Here is a 19,198-nt window from a genome sequence, read left to right as displayed (position 1 = left end):
GAGCCGGGACCGAGGGCCACGCCGTCCGTGCGCCGCCCGCGGCCGGGTGAGAACGATCACGGTCCGGGGTGCCGCCGGGACGCCTCCGGCGGGCGCCCGCCGCCGGGCGACGGAATATCGTGGAGGACGGAGCCCGCGCGGCTCCGCCCAGCACCCCTGCACCCCGCACGACGTAAGGACGGGCCCATGACCCGCGTGATCGCCGGTACGGCCGGCGGCCGCCGCCTGGCCGTACCACCCGGCAACGGCACCCGCCCGACCTCCGACCGGGCACGCGAGGGCATGTTCTCCACCTGGGAGTCGCTGGACGGCCCGCTGACCGGCGCCCGGGTGCTCGATCTGTACGGCGGCTCCGGCGCGGTCGGCCTGGAGGCGCTCTCCCGCGGCGCGGCACACGTCCTGCTGGTGGAGGCCGACGCCCGCGCCGTCCGCACCATCCGCGACAACGTCCGCACGGTCGGCCTCCCGGGCGTCGAGGTGCGGCCCGGCAAGGCCGAGCAGACCGCCGCCGCCCGGCCCCCGGCGAGCCGTACGACATCGTCTTCCTGGACCCGCCGTACGCGGTGAGCGACGCCGAGCTGTGCGAGATCCTGCTCACACTCCGTGGTCAGGGGTGGCTGACCGACGATGCACTCGTCACCGTGGAACGGAGCACCAGAGGCGGCGCGTTCCCGTGGCCGGACGGCTTCACCGCGATCAAGGCCCGTCGCTACGGCGAGGGGACGCTTTGGTACGGTCGCGCCGCTTCGACGTCCGCCGAACCGACGTCAGCAAGCGTGTCATGACCGCATCGGAGAGCGAGGAACCCGCGTTGCGCCGCGCCGTCTGTCCGGGGTCGTTCGACCCCATCACCAATGGGCACCTGGACATCATCGCCCGTGCCTCCAAGCTGTACGACGTGGTCCATGTGGCCGTGATGATCAACCAGTCCAAGCAGGGGCTGTTCACGGTCGACGAGCGGATCGACCTGATCCGCCGGGCCACCGCCGAGTACGGCAACGTCCAGGTCGAGTCCTTCCACGGCCTGCTCGTCGACTTCTGCAAGCAGCGCGACATCCCCGCGATCGTCAAGGGCCTGCGCGCGGTCAGCGACTTCGACTACGAGCTGCAGATGGCCCAGATGAACAACGGCCTCTCCGGTGTGGAGACCCTGTTCGTCCCCACCAACCCCACCTACAGTTTCCTCTCCTCCAGCCTCGTCAAGGAGGTCGCCGCCTGGGGTGGCGACGTCTCCCACCTGGTCCCGCCGTTCGTGCTCGACGCGCTCACCGAGCGGCTGCGCAAGAAGAGCTGATCACCGCCCCGGCGCACCCGCCGCGGGCACTTCCTGACGCACCGTCAGTTGGTGTCGGGCGGAGGGCCGGTGGACGTACAGTCGTCCCGTTCCGTCGTTCCAACCCTCAGAGAGTGGCGAGTCCAAGGTGGACGTGCAGAAGAAGCTCGACGACATCGTCGCGACCGTCGCCGGCGCCCGGTCCATGCCCATGTCGGCCTCGTGCGTGGTCAACCGCGCCGAGCTGCTCGCCATGCTGGAAGAGGTGCGCGCCGCGCTGCCCGGATCGCTCGCCCAGGCGCAGGAGCTGCTCGGCGGCCGGGAGCAGATGGTCGAGGAGGCGCGCGCCGAGGCGGAGCGGATCATCGAGTCCGCGCACGCCCATCGCGGTTCGCTGATCTCCGACACCGAGGTCGCCCGGCAGTCGCAGGAGGAGGCGGACCGGATCCTCGCCGAGGCCACCCGGGAGGCCGCCGAGATCCGCGCCGAGGCCGACGACTACGTCGACTCCAAGCTCGCCAACTTCGAGGTCGTCCTCACCAAGACCATCGGATCCGTCGACCGCGGCCGAGAGAAGCTGCTCGGCCGGGGTCCCGGGCTCGACGAGCAGGGCTACGAGGACGCCGAGGCCCCCGAGCGCAGCGCCGACCCGGAGACCCTCAGGCAGCGCGCGGACGCCTATGTGGACACCAAGTTCGGCGCCTTCCAGGCCGTGCTGACCAAGACGCTGGAGGCGGTCGGCCGGGGCCGCGACAAGCTCCAGGGCGCCCGGGCGATCGACGAACTCGGCGTGCACCTGGCGGCCCAGGGCGACCCGCAGACCGCACAGCCGCAGGCCGACGCGGAGTACCTGGCCGAGCTGGCCGGCATCGGCGCCGACCGCGAACCGCCGACGCCCGTGGTCCCGCAGGAGCAGCCCCTGGAGCATCAGCAGCCGCTCCAGCCCCAGCAGCAGGGCTACTACACCGACCCGGCCGCCTACCCCCAGCAGGACGTCTACGGCTACCAGCAGCCCCAGCAGCCCGCCGCGTACGCCCAGCACCAGGACCCGTACGCCTACGACTGGCAGCAGCAGTCCCAGCAGCCCGGCTACGACCCGAACGCCTACCTCCAGCCCCAGGTCCCCCAGCAGCCCCAGCACGCCCCGCACGCGCCCGCCCAGCCCGCCGCCCTGGACGAAACCAGCCTCTTCGACACCAGCATGATCAACCTCGATCAACTTCGCCAATACGAAGAGGGCCGCCAGTAGGGGGCGTCCCCTCGGCGAGCCCGGCTGCGGCGGTGCCGGGCGCTGCGGGCGGCCTCGGCCGGTCCGGGAGTCCTCCGACGGGGTCGCCGAGGTGGTGGCGGCCCGCGAACGGCAGAACGACCCCGCCCGCGCTCCGCACCCGCGCTCCGCACCCGCGCTCCGCTCCGCCCCCGCGCTCCGCACCCGCGCTCCGCTCCGCCCCGCGCTCCGCACCCGCGCTCCGCTCCGCCCCCGCGCTCCGCACCCGCGCTCCGCTCCGCCCCCGCGCTCCGCACCCGCGCTCCGCTCCGCCCTCGCGCGGCGGAATAACCCCGCCCTCCACCTGGTTGTGGCCCGCAGGGGGGCCTCGCGTCCCCTACGGGATCTGTTCCCCCGACCCCTAGGTGCCCGGGATTACCTGGGTATGCGTAGGTGCACGGGATACGGGAGTACGGGATACGGGAGTACGCGTTTACGGCCCCACGCCTCGCCCCCCAGTGACCGCCCCACCGCCCCACCGCCCGGAGGGTGACCTGCGCGCCTCGCCCCCGCGCCTCGCCCCCGCCTACGCGGCCGCCAGACGTTCGGCAAGCGGTCCGTCCTCAGCCGGAACGGCTCCCGGGCCCGGCCTGCGCGTGGCTGTACGAGCCGTCCCCGTACGGGGCCCGGTGTGCGGCCCGTACGTGTCCAGCCCGCCCGCGGCCCGGGTGTGGCCGGGGAGAGCGGGTGCGGATTGGGCCTATCGGGGTGCTTCCAGTATCCTGGCTCTTCGGTCGCGCGTATTTCCGCGATCTCTGCTGCCCGGATTTCCCATCGAAGCACGGGCGGCGCGAAAACCCCGTAGAAAGCAGGAAGCCATCAACGCCCGCCTCGACCACCGCGCCCCTCTCGTGTTCGACACGCGTGAGCTGGGCCGGCGTCCCGGTGCGCTCAAGAGGGTCTCCCGCTCCGTCGAGGCCCCCGGGACCTCGGCAACGAGGTCATCGGTGTGCCCGAGGGCGCCCCGATCGAGCTCGACCTCCGCCTCGAATCGGTCATGGACGGGGTGCTCGTCACGGGCACCGCCCGTGCAGCGGTCAAGGGGGAGTGCGTAAGGTGTCTGGAGCCGCTGGAGCGAGAGCTCGACAGCGACTTCCAGGAGTTGTTCGCCTACCCCGACGCCGATGCCAGGGTCCATGACAAGGACGCGGGCGACGACGCCGAGGATGAGGAGGACACCCTCTTCATCGAGGACGACCTGTTCGACCTCGAACCCGTGCTGCGCGATGCGGTGGTGCTCGCACTGCCGATGCAGCCGGTGTGCCAGGACGACTGCCCGGGCCTGTGCTCCGATTGCGGAGTGCGGCTCGCGGACGACCCGGACCACCACCACGACGCCGTCGACATCCGTTGGGCGGCACTGCAGGGACTCGCCGAAACCAGCAAGGACGGCGAGAAGGACAACGCACCCCGCGACGGCGGGGATGAACCTCAGGAGAAGTAGCCGTGGCTGTTCCGAAGCGGAAGATGTCGCGCAGCAACACGCGCCACCGCCGGTCGCAGTGGAAGGCTGCGGTCCCCACCCTGGTGGCGTGCGAGCGCTGCCACGAGCCCAAGCAGCAGCACATCGCGTGCCCCGCTTGCGGCACCTACAACAAGCGCCAGGTCCTCGAGGTCTGAGCGGCTGGTGACAGGCACTGTGTCTAGCCCCAAGAAGGCGGAAGACGCCCATTCGGCATCCCGCAAGCGCGGGGAGGAAACGACTCCGGCGGACACAGCCTCGTCCCACACGCTTCTGGAAGGGCGGCTCGGGTACCAGCTCGAGTCCGCCCTTCTGGTGCGTGCGCTGACGCACCGCTCGTTCGCATACGAGAACGGCGGTCTGCCCACCAACGAGCGGCTGGAGTTCCTCGGGGACTCGGTGCTCGGCCTGGTGGTCACGGACACGCTGTACCGCATCCACCCCGACCTGCCCGAAGGCCAGTTGGCCAAGTTGCGGGCCGCGGTGGTCAACTCGCGTGCGCTCGCCGAGGTGGGGCGCGGCCTCGACCTCGGTGCCTTCATCCGCCTCGGACGCGGCGAAGAGGGCACGGGCGGCCGGGACAAGGCCTCCATCCTCGCCGACACGCTCGAAGCGGTGATCGGCGCGGTCTACCTCGACCAGGGTCTCGACGCGGCCGCCGAGCTGGTGCACCGGCTCTTCGACCCGCTCATCGAGAAGTCCTCCAGCCTGGGCGCGGGCCTGGACTGGAAGACCAGCCTCCAGGAACTCACCGCGACCGAGGGTCTCGGCGTCCCGGAGTACCTGGTCACCGAGACCGGCCCGGACCACGAGAAGACCTTTACTGCTGCCGCCCGCGTCGGTGGTGTCTCGTACGGCACCGGCACCGGCCGCAGCAAGAAGGAAGCCGAGCAACAGGCGGCGGAGTCCGCGTGGCGTGCCATTCGCGCCGCCGCGGACGAGGCGGCCAAGACGGCGGCCTCCGGCGACGCGGCGTCGCCGGGCCCGGACGGATCGGCTCCCACCACCGCCGACGACGGCTCGTCGTCGGCACACTGAAGCACCTCTCCTGACCCCGTCCGGGGCGACCATGCGTCGCCCCGGCCGGGGTCAGAAGTCTTTTCCCCCGGCCGCCGAAGTGCTTCCGCCGCGGCCTTCCCCTCCTTCCCACCCGTCGTCGTTTCCGAGGAGTCCGCCGTGCCCGAGCTGCCCGAGGTCGAGGTCGTCCGCCGCGGACTGGAGCGCTGGGTCGACGGCCGCACCATCGACGACGTCGAGGTGCGGCACCCGCGGGCGATCCGCCGGCACACGGCGGGGGCGGAGGACTTCGCGGCCCGCCTCACGGGGCTGCGCCTGGGGGCCGCGCGCCGCCGCGGCAAGTACCTCTGGATCCCGGTGACCGGCGGCACCCCGGCAGCGCAGACCGCCGCCGAGGGCATCGCGCCGCTCGTCACCCCCGACGTGACCCACGGTCTGGCGGTCCTCGCCCACCTCGGCATGAGCGGCCAGCTGCTGGTCCAGCCGCACGACGCGCCGGACGAGAAGCACCTGCGCATCCGGCTGCGGTTCGCCGACGACCTGGGGACCGAGCTCCGCTTCGTCGACCAGCGCACCTTCGGCGGCCTGTCGCTGCACGACACGGTGCCCGGCGACCCCGACCAGCTGCCCGACGTCATCGCGCACATCGCCCGCGACCCGCTCGACCCGGCCTTCGACGACGCCGCCTTCCACGACGCGCTGCGCCGCCGCCGGACCACCGTCAAGCGGGCGCTGCTCGACCAGACCCTGATCAGCGGTGTGGGCAACATCTACGCCGACGAGGCGCTCTGGCGCAGCAAGCTGCACTACGAGCGGCCGACCGCCACCTTCACCCGCCCGCGCACCGCCGAGCTGCTCGGGCACGTACGGGACGTGATGCGCGCCGCGCTGGCCGTCGGCGGCACCAGCTTCGACAGCCTCTACGTCAACGTCAACGGCGAGTCCGGCTACTTCGAGCGCTCGCTGGACGCCTATGGCCGCGAGGACGAGCCCTGCCGCCGCTGCGGTACGGCGATCCGCCGCCGGCCGTGGATGAACCGCTCCAGCTACTTCTGCCCGCGCTGCCAGCGGCCGCCGCGCCCCTGAACGGGTCCGGGTTCCTCCCCGGAAAGTCGTTGAGGCCGGCGGCTCAGCGCGCGGTGTGCTCGGCGTCGTAGCGCTCCCGTGCCTGGAGCACCTGCGGCATGCGGTCCTCCACCAGGTCGATCAGCGCCCGGAGTTGGCGGGCGACCTGGTGCCCCAGCGGGGTCAGCGCGTAGTCCACCCGCGGCGGGTTGGTCTGCTGTGCCTCGCGGTGCACCAGCCCGTCGCGCTCCAGTGCGTGCAGGGTCTGCGACAGCATCTTCTCGCTCACCCCGTCGACCCGGCGTCGCAGTTCGTTGAACCGGAACGTCCCGTCGAGCAGCGCGCCCAGCGTCAGGCTGCCCCAGCGGTCGGTGATGTGCTTGAGCGTGTCGCGGGAGGGGCAGTTGCGTGCGAACACGTCGTAGGCCAGGTCGTCCGGACAGCCGCCGGTGGCCTCGCCGTTCGTCCGGTCCGCGGTCTCGGTCGTCGCCATCTTCACACCATACTCCGCGATAGCGCTAACTGCTGGTGAGCGCTATCTGTGACGTCTGCGCTATCTCGTGGGTTGCACTTTCGAAAAGTTAGTGCTTTTCTCGGTGTAGACGCCCCGGCGACGACCGCCCGGGGCCCCGTCCCCCGAGGAGACTCCGTGACCACCCCTGCTCTGCCCGCGCCCGTCGTCTCGATCGCGTACCACTCCGGTTTCGGTCACACCGCCGTCCTGGCCGAGGCCGTCCGGGCCGGCGCCGCCGAGGCGGGTGCCACCGTCCACCTGATCAACGTCGACGGGATCACCGAGGCCCAGTGGGAGCAGCTCGACGCCTCCGACGCGATCGTCTTCGGCTCGCCGACCTACATGGGGACCGCCTCCGGCGCGTTCCACGTCTTCGCCGAGGCGACCTCCGCGCGCTGGGCGACCCGCGCCTGGCAGGACAAGCTCGCGGCGGGCTTCACCAACTCCGCCTCCAAGAGCGGCGACAAGCTGCACACCCTGCAGTTCTTCACGGTGCTCGCGGCCCAGCACGGCATGACCTGGGTCGGCCTCAACCTGCTCCCGGGCTGGAACTCCTCCACCGCCTCCGAGAACGACCTGAACCGGCTGGGCTTCTTCCTGGGTGCCGCCGCCCAGTCGAACAACGACCAGGGCCCCGAGGGTGTCCACAAGGCCGACATCGGCACCGCCGAACACCTCGGCCGCCGTATCGCCGAGCAGGCCCGGGTCACCCTCGCGGGCCGCGCCGCGCTGTCCGCCTGACCGGCACGGACCCGGCGCATCGGGCCTCCGCGGGCCCGGCCGCCACGGCGCGTGACGGGCCGCCGGCCGGCAGCGGGGCCGCTGACCGGCACCTCGGTCAGCGGCCCCGCGCGGTCACCGGCCCGTCCCCGGAACGTACGGCTACCAGCCCTTCCCCAGAACGGCTGCAGCACGGAGGCGAAACCCGACAGCACCGCGAGGATGCCGCCGATCGTCGCCAGGGCGGACGTCGCGTTGGGGAACAGTTCCCTCGCCAGCTGGCGCCACCGTTCCCGCACGACGACCAGCTTGAACTTCTGCCACTTGTGCTGACGGAGATGGCAGCCCATCAGGACGCCCTTGCTGTTGTTGCGGCACGTCCCCTCCCGCCCCGAGGCGCCACACCACGCCGGGACGCGGAAGAAGAAGTACACCGTGCTCAGCGCCGAGAGGGTCAGCAGCACCCCCGGTCCGAACGCCGAGGTCGGCCAGGCCGCGATGAGCACCGCGAAGACCGCCCATCCCCAGTACTTCCCCAGTCCCTTCATGGACGGCGAAGTTACCGGGGGCCTCGGTGGCATATGCAGGGCGCATGAACGGCGCACCAAAGCGCCCGCCGGGGGCGCGGGGGCAGGTCAGGAGCCGCTCAGGCGCAGGTCAGCGGCCGGTCCCCGCGGAGGCCGGTCAGCGCGTGGGTCAGAAGCCGAAATCCTGGGTCCACCACGGCCCGCCGGGGCCGAAGTGGGCGCCGACGCCGAGGGTCTTGTACTCGCAGTTGAGGATGTTCGCGCGGTGGCCGGGGCTGTGCATCCAGGTGTCCATGACGGCCTGGGCGGTGGCCTGGCCGCGGGCGATGTTCTCGCCGCCGAGGCCGCTGATGCCCCGGGCCTCGGCGCGGTCCCAGGGGGTGTGGCCGTCGGGGTCGGTGTGGTCGAAGAAGTTGCGGCGGGCCATGTCGTCGCTGAACCGCTGGGCGAGGGAGGCCAGTTCCGGATCGGCGGTCACGGGGGAGCACCCGGCCTTGGACCGCTCCTGGTTGACCAGGGCCAGCACCTGGGCCTCGGCCGACGACTCGCTGCCGGTGTCGCCGGCGGCCGACGCGGCGGGGTGCGGGGTCGTGGCGGAGGCGGAGGCCGACGGGTGGCCGGTGGGTGCGGCGGAGCCGGAAGGCGAATCGGCCTTTCGGGTGGGGGATTTGGCGGGGTGGTGCGGCGAGGGGGAGGTCGTCGGGGTGGTGGGGCCGGTGCTGCCGGGGACCGCGGAGCGGGCGCTGCCACGGCTGGCCGGGAGGGTGGCGCGATCGGTGGGGGTGGCCGAGAGGCCCCCAGCGGCGCGGTGGTCTCCGGCAGGGCGCCGGCCCGTACCCGCTCGCCGGGCCCGTCGCCCGGACCGCCGTCGAACTGGCCGCCGCCCGGGATCAGTCCGGAGGCGACCGCGACGGCCCCCATCGCCATCGCCGCGGAGATGCCGAGCAGGCCGGTGCGCACCGGTGCCGCGCCCCGGGGCGGGCCGCACGGTGCGAGCGGTGCGGCACCGGGCCGGCCTGGCCGGCGGCCGGACCCGTTGCCGTCGGGGCGTCAACAGGCCGTGGGCCGGGGGCTGCCGGCGTGGGGTTCGCAAGACGTCGATGGCGGCCCATCCGCTGTCTTCCTTCCGTCCTCAGCGTCAACACGCTCACCCGTAAGGGTGAGTTTCGCTGTCGGGGGACTGTACGCCATGGCGCATGGGGCCGAAGTGTCCGTTGAGCAATTGGCCAGTTAACGTGCACACATGGAAGAAGAGGTGCGGGTGACCGCATGGGTACGGGGGCGGGTGCAGGGTGTGGGGTTCCGCTGGTTCACCCGTGCGAACGCCCTGCGAATCGGTGAACTCAGCGGATTCGCGAGCAATCTCGAAGACGGCCGCGTCCAGGTGGTCGCCGAGGGGTCAAAGGACCGTTGCGATCAGTTGCTCGACTGGCTGCGGACCGGTGACACGCCCGGGCGAGTAGACGGAGTCACTGAGATATGGGCCACGCCGCGGGGCGGTTACGACGGCTTCGAGATCCGCTGATACCGGCCACCGGAAGCGGCCGTACGGCCGATATCCGCGATCTTGGCGGTGCGTCTTCGTCAGCTGCTTACGGCGGATAAGGCCTGGTGGTTGCCAACTCGGCCGACCCGTGCAAGGCTGCCGCTGTACGGATGATCTCTACGCCCCCGCGGGACCTTTCTGGGGAGTCGGCGCAGCGCCCTCGCGGCCGCGCACTCTCAGGTGCCCGAGGATACGGGGTGTGATCGTGTTGACCGTCTAACCGTTTGGTGAGACTCTGGAATCCCCGCGCACCTTAGCTGTTTGGCATTGAGTACACCAGAGAATGACAAGCCGCGGGTGCGAATCCCTCACGACCCACACCGCTTCGGTCGGTCACTCATTGTGGAGGACCATCCATCATGGCAAAGGCGCTTCTCGGTTACGTCGGCGGCTCCGACCCCCGAGTCCTCTCCGAGATGCGACGGCTTCAGCAGCGCGTCCAAGACCTTGAATCCGAGCTTATCCGGATGCAGGCCGAAAACGACATGCTGTCCGCTGCCGCACGTCGCGACGACTCGATGCTCGACATCGACGTACCCCAGGCGGAGCCCGCGCTCACCTGACCCGACGAGGGCCGGTAGGGCTGCTTGCCAGCCGCTTGAGGCACCGCTCTCTTCAAGATCTGCAAGGGACGCTTCGGCGTCCCTTCGTCGTTTCCCGGTTCTTCGGTCGTTTCCCGGATCTTTGCGCGGCCGGTCGTCCGTCGTCCGGCACTTCTCGTGATGGATACCGTCCGCGATCAATGCGGCCTGTGATCGATACGGCCGCTCCGGCCGGCCCGCCCCTCCCTTACCGCATGATGTGCCCTTCGCTTTCCGCGGTGAAACCGAAAATGAACGGCGCGGTATCCGCAGGTGCCGGGGGTGCGTACCGGGGGCGGGGGCCGGCGGCGGAATGTTGGGGTGGCCCGTCAAGGGGCGGCCGGTAGAGTCCAACGGCGTGCACCTCAAGAGTCTGACCCTGCGAGGCTTCAAGTCCTTCGCCTCCGCCACGACACTCCGGTTCGAACCGGGAATCACCTGTGTCGTGGGCCCCAACGGTTCCGGCAAGTCCAATGTCGTGGACGCGTTGTCGTGGGTCATGGGGGAGCAGGGCGCGAAGTCGCTGCGCGGCGGGAAGATGGAGGACGTCATCTTCGCCGGGACGACCGGGCGGCCGCCGCTCGGCCGGGCCGAGGTTTCGCTCACCATCGACAACTCCGACGGTGCACTGCCGATCGAGTACGCCGAAGTCACCCTGACCCGGATCATGTTCCGCAATGGCGGAAGCGAGTACCAGATCAACGGGGACACCTGCCGGCTGCTCGACATCCAGGAATTGCTCTCCGATTCCGGTATCGGCCGGGAGATGCACGTCATCGTCGGACAGGGCCAGCTCGATTCCGTTCTGCACGCCGATCCGATGGGCCGCCGGGCCTTCATCGAGGAGGCGGCCGGCGTCCTCAAGCACCGCAAGCGCAAGGAAAAGGCGCTGCGGAAGCTGGAGGCGATGAAGGCCAATCTCGCCCGCGTCCAGGACCTGACCGACGAGCTGCGGCGGCAGCTCAAACCGCTCGGGCGGCAGGCCGCGGTCGCCCGGCGCGCCGCCGTCATCCAGGCCGATCTGCGGGACGCCCGGTTGCGGCTGCTCGCCGACGACCTGGTCACGCAGCGCGCCGCGCTCCAGGCGGAGATCGCCGACGAGGTGGCGCTCAAGGAGCGCAAGCAGGCCGCCGAGGAGCGGCTGCGCACCGCCCAGCGCCGGGAAGCGGCCCTGGAGGAGGAGGTCCGCGCGCTCACCCCGCGGGTGCAGCGCGCCCAGCAGACCTGGTACGAGCTGTCGCAGCTCGCCGAGCGGGTGCGCGGCACGATCTCGCTGGCCGAGGCGCGGGTCAAGAGCGCCACCGCGGCCCCGCCCGAGGAGCGGACCGGGCGCGACCCGGACGACATGGAGCGGGAGGCGGCCCGGATCCGCGAGCAGGAGGCGGAGTTGGCGGCCGCGCTGGAGGCGGCGACCCGGGCGCTGGAGGACACCGTCGAGCACCGTGCCGCGCTGGAACGCCAGTTGGCGGACGAGGAGCGGCGGCTGCGGGACCTGGCCCGGGCCCTCGCCGACCGCCGCGAGGGCCTGGCCCGGCTCAGCGGGCAGGTCACCGCGGCCCGCGGCCGTGCCGCGTCGGCCCAGGCGGAGATCGGCCGGCTCGCCGAGGCCAGGGACGACGCCCGGCAGCGGGCGGCCGCGGCCCAGGAGGAGTACGAGCAGCTCAAGGCCGAGGTCGAGGGGCTGGACGCGGACGACGAGGAGAGCGCGGGCCGGCACGAGGCGGCCCGCCGGGAGCTGGCCGAGGCGGACGCCGCACTGACCGCCGCCCGGGAGGCGCTGACCGCGGCCGAGCGCAAGCGCGCCGCGACCGCCGCCCGGCACGACGCGCTCGCCCTCGGGCTGCGCCGCAAGGACGGCACCGGCGCCCTGCTGGCCGCGTCCGAGCAGCTCAGCGGGGTGCTCGGGCCGGCCGCCGAACTGCTGACCGTCACGCCCGGCTTCGAGATTCCGGTGGCCGCCGCGCTCGGTGCGGCGGCGGACGCGGTCGCGGTCAGCGACCCGGCCACCGCCGCCGACGCCATCCGGCTGCTGCGCAAGCAGGATGCGGGGCGGGCGGCGATGGTGCTGGGGGCCGGCGGAACGGTGCCGGCGCAGGGCAGGGCGGCTGACGCCCCGGCCGCCGTGCACCGGGTACCCGGGCCGCGCGCGGAGCCCGTACCGGCCGGTCAACTGGTGCAGGGGCCGCCGGATTTGACGGCCGCGGTGGCCCGGCTGCTGCGGGATGTCGTGGTCGTCGGGACGCTGGAGGACGCCGAGGACCTGGTGGCCGCGCGGCCGGAGCTGCTGGCCGTGACGGGTGAGGGCGATCTGCTCGGGGCGCACTTCGCGCACGGGGGCTCGGCCGGTGCGCCGAGTCTGCTGGAGGTGCAGACCTCCGTCGACGAGGCGGCCGCCGAGCTGGAGGCGCTGGCGGCGCGCTGTGAACTGCTGGCCGAGGAGCAGCGGGCCGCGGACGGGCGGCGGGCCGAGTGCGCGGCGCTGGTCGAGGAGCTGGCCGAGCGGCGGCGGGCCGCGGACCGGGAGAAGTCCAAGGTCGCCGGGGACCTGGGGCGGCTCGGCGGGCAGGCCCGGGCGGCCGCCGGCGAGGCCGAGCGGGCCGCCGCGGCGGCCTCCCGCGCGCAGGAGGCGCTGGTCCGGGCCACCGAGGAGGCCGAGGAGCTGGCCGAGCGGCTGGTGGTGGCCGAGGAGGAGCCGGGCGTCGGCGACGAGGAGCCCGACACCTCCGTACGGGACCGGCTGGCGGCGGACGGGGCCAACGCCCGGCAGACGGAGATGGAGGCCCGGCTCCAGGCGCGTACGCACGAGGAGCGGGTCAAGGCGCTGGCCGGGCGGGCGGACGCACTGGACCGGGGGGCGCGGGCTGAGCGGGAGGCGCGGGCGCGGGCCGAGCGGCGGCGCGCCCGGCTGCGGCACGAGGCGGCGGTGGCCGGGGCGGTGGCGTCCGGGGCGCGGCAGCTGCTGGCGCACGTCGAGGTGTCGGTGGTCCGGGCCGAGGACGAGCGGGCCGCCGCGGAGCGGGCCAAGGCCGAGCGGGAGCAGGCGCTGGTGGCCGAGCGGAACGCGGCCCGGGACCTGAAGTCCGAACTCGACAAGCTGACCGACTCGGTGCACCGGGGCGAGGTGCTCGGCGCCGAGAAGCGGCTGCGGATCGAGCAGCTGGAGACCCGGGCGCTGGAGGAGCTGGGGGTGGAGCCGGCCGCGCTGCAGTCCGAGTACGGCCCGGACCAGCTCGTGCCGCCGTCGCCGCCGGCGGAGGGCGAGACGCTGCCGGACGACCCGGAGCACCCCCGTAACCAGCCGGTGCCCTACGTGCGGGCCGAGCAGGAGAAGCGGCTGCGGGCCGCCGAGCGGGCGTATCAGCAGCTCGGGAAGGTGAACCCGCTGGCGTTGGAGGAGTTCGCGGCGCTGGAGGAGCGCCACCAGTTCCTCAGCGAGCAGCTTGAAGACTTGAAGAAGACCCGGGCCGACCTGTTGCGGGTGGTCAAGGAGGTCGACGAGCGGGTGGAGCAGGTCTTCACCGAGGCGTACCACGACACCGCCCGGGAGTTCGAGGGCGTCTTCGCGCGGCTCTTCCCCGGGGGCGAGGGGCGGCTGGTGCTCACCGACCCGGACGACATGCTGGCGACCGGCGTGGACGTCGAGGCCCGGCCGCCGGGCAAGAAGGTCAAGCGGCTGTCGCTGCTGTCGGGCGGCGAGCGGTCGCTGACCGCGGTGGCCCTGCTGGTGTCGATCTTCAAGGCGCGGCCGAGCCCGTTCTACGTCATGGACGAGGTCGAGGCGGCGCTGGACGACACCAATCTCCAGCGGCTGATCCGGATCATGGAGGAGCTGCAGGAGAGCTCCCAGCTCATCGTCATCACGCATCAGAAGCGCACGATGGAGGTCGCGGACGCCCTGTACGGGGTATCCATGCAAGGGGACGGCGTCTCGAAGGTCATCAGCCAGCGGCTGCATTGATCGCAGCGCGTGTCCGACGCGGCATCAGTTCCTGATCAATTCACAAGTTGAATGAACCCTCCCCTGAACCGCGGGGAAACAAATCCATCTCGGCCTATTGACTTCGAAACTTGAAGGCATAGTCTCTGCAACGTTGCTTTTACCTTCAAGTGGTGGGTACCCCCAACCTATGCACCACTAGAAGGGCCAGCCCCCTACGCCCGGCAGCGCAGCCGGGCCACTGGAGTTCACGTTGACCAGCACCGCGCAGCCGACGGTTCCGGAAGGCCGCAAGGCCCACCCCGAACACCTCGGCCATGTCATCTTCATCACCGCGGCTGCCGCGATGGGCGGCTTTCTCTTCGGCTACGACAGTTCCGTGATCAACGGCGCCGTCGAGGCGATCCGCAGCCGCTACGACGTCGGGTCCGCCGTCCTGGCCCAGGTGATCGCCGTCGCCCTGATCGGCTGCGCGATCGGAGCCGCCACCGCCGGCCGGATCGCCGACCGGATAGGACGCATCCGGGTGATGCAGATCGCCTCGGTGCTGTTCACCGTCAGCGCCGTGGGATCCGCCCTGCCGTTCGCGCTGTGGGACCTCGCCCTCTGGCGGATCATCGGTGGCTTCGCGATCGGTATGGCCTCGGTCATCGGCCCGGCCTACATCGCCGAGGTCTCGCCGCCCGCCTACCGCGGCCGCCTCGGATCCTTCCAGCAGGCCGCCATCGTCATCGGCATCGCCATCTCCCAGCTCGTCAACTGGGGCATCCTCAACCTCGCCGACGGCAAGCAGCGCGGCACCATCGCCGGCCTGGAGGCCTGGCAGTGGATGCTCGGCGTGATGGTCATCCCGGCCGTCCTCTACGGCCTGCTGTCCTTCGCGATCCCCGAGTCGCCGCGTTACCTGATCTCCATCGGCAAGATGACCCGGGCCAAGGAGGTGCTGGCCGAGGTCGAGGGCCACACCGTCAATCTCGACACCCGGCTCACCGAGATCCAGGACGCGATGCGCCGCGAGCACAAGTCGAGCTTCAAGGACCTGCTCGGCAGCAAGATGGGCTTCCTGCCGATCGTCTGGGTCGGCATCGGCCTCTCGGTCTTCCAGCAGCTGGTCGGCATCAACGTGGCGTTCTACTACTCCTCGACGCTGTGGCAGTCCGTCGGCATCAACCCCGAGAGCTCGTTCTTCTACAGCTTCACCACGTCGATCATCAACATCATCGGCACCGTGATCGCGATGATCTTCGTCGACAAGATCGGCCGCCGCCCGCTGGCACTGATCGGCTCGGTCGGTATGGCCGTCGCGCTCGGCCTGGAGGCCTGGGCCTTCTCCGCCAAGACCGCGGCCGGCACCCTGCCGACCACCGAAGGCACCGTGGCCCTGATCGCCGCCCACGTCTTCGTGCTCTTCTTCGCCCTCTCCTGGGGCGTCGTGGTCTGGGTCTTCCTCGGCGAGATGTTCCCGAACAAGATCCGCGCCGCCGCGCTGGGCGTCGCCGCCTCCGCGCAGTGGATCGCCAACTGGGCCATCACGGCCAGCTTCCCGAGCCTGTCCGACTGGAACCTCTCGGGTACCTACGTGATCTACATGTTCTTCGCCCTGCTCTCGATCCCCTTCGTGCTCAAGTTCGTGAAGGAGACGAAGGGCAAGGCGTTGGAGGAGATGGGCTAACCCCCCCGCCAGCCCACTCCTCAGTGCAAGCTGTTGCCCCGGACCGACAGGCGGTCCGGGGCATCAGCTTTTCCGTTCCCCGGCCCTTCGCCCGTCGTGCGGAACGCCCGCCGGTACGCCGCCGGCCCAGCAGCCACATCTGCGGCGCCCCGCACGTACCCGTCTTTCCCGCCGCGGGTCGTCTCGCCGTTGCGCCTGGCGGCGGGCGTTTGTGTGTTGGGTGCGGTGCCGGCCCTCCAGACTTCGTCCTCCGGTCCAGCCCCTCCCGTGAGTGGGAGGTGAGAGGCCGGTGGGGGCGAGCGTTGCCTGTTGCCTGCGGGCACGTGGGCATTACGTGCACCCCCACCGGCCCCAACTTTCCCCCAACGGGAGGGGACGGGCCGGAGGACGAAGTCTGGAGGACCGGCACCGCACCCGACAATCACCTAGCCCGCCGCAGGCGCAACGGCGAGCAAGCCCCGCGGCGGGAAAGACGGGTACGTACGGGGCGCCGCAAAGCGCAACGGCGAGACGACCCGCGGCGCCGCAGACAGGTACGTGGGCGGCGCCGCAAAGCGCAACGGCGAGCAAGCCCCGCGGCGGGAAAGACGGGTACGTACGGGGCGCCGCAAAGCGCAACGGCGAGCAAGACCCGCGGCGCCGCAGACGGGTACGTACGGGGCGCCGCAAAGCGCAACGGCGAGCAAGACCCGCGGCGCCGCAGACAGGTACGTGGGCAGAGGCGCCTACGGCGCAAGCCGCGTCAGCACCCGCTCCGCGAACAGGTGAAGTGAGCGCCACCCCTCGTCCACCGGCATGCCGCCGCACAGGGGGTGGAGGATCAACGGGCCCTGGGCGCCTGCCTGTTGGGCGAGGGTGAGGCACTCGTCAGGGGTGACGACGCGGTAGACGCCCTCCTTGCGCAGCGCCTCCGCGTCCGTCGCGGCCGAACGCACCGCGGAGCGGATGTCCGCGGACTGCCAGGAGGCGTAGGTCCGCGCCTCGTGCAGCAGATGGCCGCCGTACTCGGCCCAGGTGCGGTCCGGGTCCTCGGAGACGTGCAGCAGGCAGGTCCGCTCGGGGGGTTGCAGCACCCAGCCGTCGGTGCCGTGGACGGCGCGCTGCTCGTGGTAGTACGCCTCCAGCGAGGGCAGGCGGGCGCTGGGGAAGAAGGGGAGGCCCAGCCGGGCGGCGCGCCGGGCCGCGGCGCGCGAGCTGCCGCCGACCAGCAGCAGCGGGTGCGGCCGGGTGAACGGGCGCGGGGTGACCCGCACCGTACGCCCCCGGTAGCTGAACGGTTCGCCGGTCCAGGCGGACAGCAGGGTGCCGAGCACCTCGTCCTGGAGCGCGCCGCGGCCGGCCCAGTCCCTGCCGTGGGCCGCGTACTCCTCGGGCCGGTAGCCGATGCCCGCGACGGTGACCAGCCGGCCGCCGCTGAGCAGGTCGAGCGAGGCGAGGTCCTCGGCGAGCCGGAGCGGGTCGTGCAGCGGGGTGATCAGCGCGGAGACCGTCACCCCGATCCGGCGGGTGGCGCCGAAGACGGCGCCCGCGAAGGTGAGCGGCGAGGGCATCCAGCCGTTGTCCGTGGCGTGGTGCTCCTCGGTCTGGATCATGGTGATGCCGCGGTCGTCGGCGAAGGCGGCCATCTCGACGGCGGCCCGGTAGCGGGCGGTGAGCGAGGCGGCGGTGGGCGCCGGGTCGACGAGGTTGACGCGCAGGACCGTGACGGGCCGGGCGGGCGGTGCGGCCGGCGTGGGCCGGGCACCGGGCGTGGCATCGGGCGTGAGATCGGACAGGGCACCGGACATGGCACCGGACATGGCAACGTCCCCTTCGCCAAGGACGGTTGGCGAAGGGGACGTTAGCTGACGCGGCGTCAGGTAGCCAGAGGGCGGGGGCCCCGGAGCGGGGCGGCTCAGCTCACCTCGACCGGCTGCCGGGCCTCGGCGGCGGCGGCCGGGACGGACTCCTTCGCCGCCGGGAGGACCGCGAAGACCACCGCGGCGATCGCGATCGTGGCCGCCCAGCCCAGGCCGTTCTCGCCGATCCAGGTCGTGGCCAGCGGGCCGGTGAACCACTGGACCTTGGTGAAGGACAGGCCCGCCACCAGCGCGATCGCCCAGGCGGCCATGGCCTGCCAGCAGAAGCCGCCGGTGTACCAGTAGCGGCTGGTGCGGCCGGTGTCCATCAGGCCGGCGGAGTCATAGCGCACCGCGAGCTTGCGGCGGCGGAACATGTCGACCGCGTAGACCCCGATCCAGGCGGAGAAGGAGACCGCGAGCAGCGTCAGGAAGGCGATGAACTGCCCGATGAAGTCCTTGGCCACCAGCATCATGAACAGCCCGCCGATCAGGCTGATGGCGGCGTTGATGCTGACCGCCAGGGCGCGCGGCAGCTTGACGCCCATGGTCTGCGCGGTGAAGCCGGCCGAGTACATCGACAGGCTGTTGATCAGCATCATGCCGATCAGCGCGGTGATCAGGTACGGGATCGCGATGGCCCGCGGCAGGACCTGGCCGAGGAAGGACATCGGGTCGGTGTTCTGGCTGGCCAGCTCCGGGTTGGAGACCGCCATCACGCCGCCCATGAGCACCATCGGGATCAGCACCAGCGCCGCGCCGGAGATGGTCGTGCCGACGATCTTCTTGCCGGACGCGGAGTGCGGGAGGTAGCGCGCGAAGTCCGGGCCGGTGGGGACCCAGCTGATGCCGCCGGCGGCGATGGTGCCGATGCCCGCGATCATCAGGGTGGTCGAGCCCGGCGACTTGTGGAGGATCGAGCTCCACGGCGCGGTGGCGACCAGGTAGACCAGCACGACCACGCTGATCGCGCTGAACAGGTACGTCGAGTACTTGTTGCACACGTTCAGCGCCTTGCGGCCCATGCCGCTCACCAGGAACGTACAGGCGACGAAGGCCAGCAGGGTCACGACCACCAGGGCGTTGTTGGCCTTGATGCCGAACACCAGGTGCAGCACGGTCAGGATGGCGTACGCGCCGGTGACCGCGTTGATCGTCTCCCAGCCGAAGCGGGCGACCCACAGGATCGCGCCCGGGAAGTAGTTGCCCCGCACGCCGAAGGCGGCCCGCGAGAGCATCGCGCCCGGGGCGCCGCCCCACTTGCCGGAGACCGACAGTAGACCGACCATGCCGAACGAGACGGCGGAGGCGATCGCGGCGACGATCAGCACCTGCCAGAAGTTCAGGCTGTTGTTGATCACCAGCGAGGCCCCCATGGTGAGCAACAGCACGCTGATGTTGGCGGCGACCCAGGTCGGGAAGAGTTCGCGGACGCGCCCTCGGCGCTCGTGATCCGGGACGGGCTCGATGCCGCGGGTCTCGACGGCGCCTTCGGTTTCGGTACGGGACGTGGACGTGGTGCTGGTGCCCATAGGTGCAGCTATCTCCGTGCGGGGATCTGGGGGGCACCCCCGGGGGAGGAGGTGCAGGCAGCGGCTGTGGTACCTGGCCAGAGCCTTGGTTGCCAGGACTCTACGCGCGTTGCGCGGCCGTCCACCATCGTACTTTGATCCAACTTCTGCCACTTTGCACCGTTGGACCCCTCAACGAGGACGAGTGTGACCCACACTCGTCGAAGGGTCCAGTCGGGCCCCCGCGACCAGGCCCCGGGCCGGTCCG

Annotated in this window: 14 protein-coding genes and 2 pseudogenes; 12 read left to right on the top strand and 4 right to left on the bottom strand. The window is 71.7% G+C overall.

The window, feature by feature from the left end; translation table 11 throughout:
- The first annotated feature begins 186 nt into the window (after window positions 1-186).
- The 7 genes and pseudogenes from rsmD to mutM all read left to right on the top strand — a co-directional run bounded on the left by rsmD (window position 187) and on the right by mutM (window position 6,105).
- Window positions 187-785: pseudogene (gene rsmD / locus OJ254_RS01450) on the top strand (16S rRNA (guanine(966)-N(2))-methyltransferase RsmD).
- Complete coding sequence (coaD, locus tag OJ254_RS01445; RefSeq protein ID WP_030414208.1) at window positions 782-1,294, top strand: pantetheine-phosphate adenylyltransferase; 513 nt, start codon at window positions 782-784, stop codon at window positions 1,292-1,294. Before rsmD ends, coaD begins: the two are co-directional and overlap by 4 nt.
- Before the next feature lie 127 nt (window positions 1,295-1,421).
- Entirely contained in the window at window positions 1,422-2,522 is a 1,101-nt protein-coding gene (locus OJ254_RS01440; RefSeq protein ID WP_265360928.1) for an ATP synthase F0 subunit B, read from the top strand.
- An 836-nt stretch (window positions 2,523-3,358) separates the two neighbouring features.
- Window positions 3,359-3,984: pseudogene (locus OJ254_RS01435) on the top strand (YceD family protein).
- A 2-nt stretch (window positions 3,985-3,986) separates the two neighbouring features.
- Window positions 3,987-4,160, top strand: a complete 174-nt coding sequence (gene rpmF, locus OJ254_RS01430; RefSeq protein WP_028802425.1) for a 50S ribosomal protein L32 — start codon at window positions 3,987-3,989, stop codon at window positions 4,158-4,160.
- Between the two features lie 7 nt (window positions 4,161-4,167).
- A complete protein-coding gene (gene rnc, locus OJ254_RS01425; RefSeq protein WP_265360927.1) occupies window positions 4,168-5,040 on the top strand; it encodes a ribonuclease III in 873 nt (290 codons plus the stop codon).
- 138 nt (window positions 5,041-5,178) lie between these two features.
- Window positions 5,179-6,105 carry a bifunctional DNA-formamidopyrimidine glycosylase/DNA-(apurinic or apyrimidinic site) lyase gene (gene mutM / locus OJ254_RS01420; RefSeq protein WP_265360926.1) on the top strand — a complete coding sequence of 309 codons (927 nt, stop codon included), beginning with the start codon at window positions 5,179-5,181 and terminating at the stop codon, window positions 6,103-6,105.
- A 43-nt stretch (window positions 6,106-6,148) separates the two neighbouring features.
- Here mutM and OJ254_RS01415 read toward each other — a convergent pair whose 3' ends face one another.
- A complete protein-coding gene (locus OJ254_RS01415) occupies window positions 6,149-6,577 on the bottom strand; it encodes a winged helix-turn-helix transcriptional regulator (protein WP_265360925.1) in 429 nt (142 codons plus the stop codon).
- Between the two features lie 171 nt (window positions 6,578-6,748).
- On the opposite strand from OJ254_RS01415, the gene OJ254_RS01410 reads away from it, so the two are divergent.
- The gene (locus OJ254_RS01410; RefSeq protein ID WP_265365008.1) at window positions 6,749-7,339 is read left to right on the top strand and encodes a flavodoxin family protein; all 591 of its coding nucleotides are present in this window, start codon (window positions 6,749-6,751) and stop codon (window positions 7,337-7,339) included.
- Between the two features lie 675 nt (window positions 7,340-8,014).
- Here OJ254_RS01410 and OJ254_RS01405 read toward each other — a convergent pair.
- On the bottom strand, window positions 8,015-8,371 hold the full coding sequence (locus OJ254_RS01405; RefSeq protein ID WP_265360924.1) for a CAP domain-containing protein: 357 nt from the start codon (window positions 8,369-8,371) through the stop codon (window positions 8,015-8,017).
- A 717-nt stretch (window positions 8,372-9,088) separates the two neighbouring features.
- On the opposite strand from OJ254_RS01405, the gene OJ254_RS01400 reads away from it, so the two are divergent.
- The 4 genes from OJ254_RS01400 (at window position 9,089) to OJ254_RS01385 (ending at window position 15,581) form a co-directional block, all read left to right on the top strand.
- Entirely contained in the window at window positions 9,089-9,370 is a 282-nt protein-coding gene (locus tag OJ254_RS01400) for an acylphosphatase (protein WP_265360923.1), read from the top strand.
- A gap of 380 nt (window positions 9,371-9,750) precedes the next feature.
- The gene (locus OJ254_RS01395) at window positions 9,751-9,954 is read left to right on the top strand and encodes a hypothetical protein (RefSeq protein ID WP_006602857.1); all 204 of its coding nucleotides are present in this window, start codon (window positions 9,751-9,753) and stop codon (window positions 9,952-9,954) included.
- Window positions 9,955-10,330: 376 nt separating this feature from the next.
- A complete protein-coding gene (gene smc / locus OJ254_RS01390; RefSeq protein WP_265360922.1) occupies window positions 10,331-13,930 on the top strand; it encodes a chromosome segregation protein SMC in 3,600 nt (1,199 codons plus the stop codon).
- Between the two features lie 232 nt (window positions 13,931-14,162).
- Window positions 14,163-15,581 carry a sugar porter family MFS transporter gene (locus OJ254_RS01385; RefSeq protein ID WP_265360921.1) on the top strand — a complete coding sequence of 473 codons (1,419 nt, stop codon included), beginning with the start codon at window positions 14,163-14,165 and terminating at the stop codon, window positions 15,579-15,581.
- Between the two features lie 725 nt (window positions 15,582-16,306).
- Here the strand turns inward: OJ254_RS01385 and OJ254_RS01380 are convergent.
- Together OJ254_RS01380 and OJ254_RS01375 are read right to left on the bottom strand one after the other, a co-directional pair.
- On the bottom strand, window positions 16,307-17,380 hold the full coding sequence (locus OJ254_RS01380) for an LLM class flavin-dependent oxidoreductase (RefSeq protein WP_265360920.1): 1,074 nt from the start codon (window positions 17,378-17,380) through the stop codon (window positions 16,307-16,309).
- 95 nt (window positions 17,381-17,475) lie between these two features.
- Window positions 17,476-18,951 carry a purine-cytosine permease family protein gene (locus tag OJ254_RS01375; RefSeq protein ID WP_265360919.1) on the bottom strand — a complete coding sequence of 492 codons (1,476 nt, stop codon included), beginning with the start codon at window positions 18,949-18,951 and terminating at the stop codon, window positions 17,476-17,478.
- Between the last annotated feature and the right edge of the window lie 247 nt (window positions 18,952-19,198).

Source organism: Streptomyces endophytica (assembly GCF_026153355.1).
GTDB lineage: Bacteria > Actinomycetota > Actinomycetes > Streptomycetales > Streptomycetaceae > Streptomyces > Streptomyces endophytica.
The sequence above is the reverse complement of the archived record's forward strand: the minus strand, read 5'-3'. Positions and strand labels throughout refer to the sequence as shown.

Coding starts and splice junctions, on each gene's coding strand:
- OJ254_RS01395 (WP_006602857.1), top strand. CDS start 9,751: ATGGCAAAGGCGCTTCTCGGTTACGTCGGCGGCTCCGACCCCCGAGTC.
- OJ254_RS01375 (WP_265360919.1), bottom strand. CDS start 18,951: ATGGGCACCAGCACCACGTCCACGTCCCGTACCGAAACCGAAGGCGCC.
- OJ254_RS01415 (WP_265360925.1), bottom strand. CDS start 6,577: ATGGCGACGACCGAGACCGCGGACCGGACGAACGGCGAGGCCACCGGC.
- OJ254_RS01380 (WP_265360920.1), bottom strand. CDS start 17,380: ATGTCCGGTGCCATGTCCGGTGCCCTGTCCGATCTCACGCCCGATGCC.
- coaD (WP_030414208.1), top strand. CDS start 782: ATGACCGCATCGGAGAGCGAGGAACCCGCGTTGCGCCGCGCCGTCTGT.
- OJ254_RS01400 (WP_265360923.1), top strand. CDS start 9,089: ATGGAAGAAGAGGTGCGGGTGACCGCATGGGTACGGGGGCGGGTGCAG.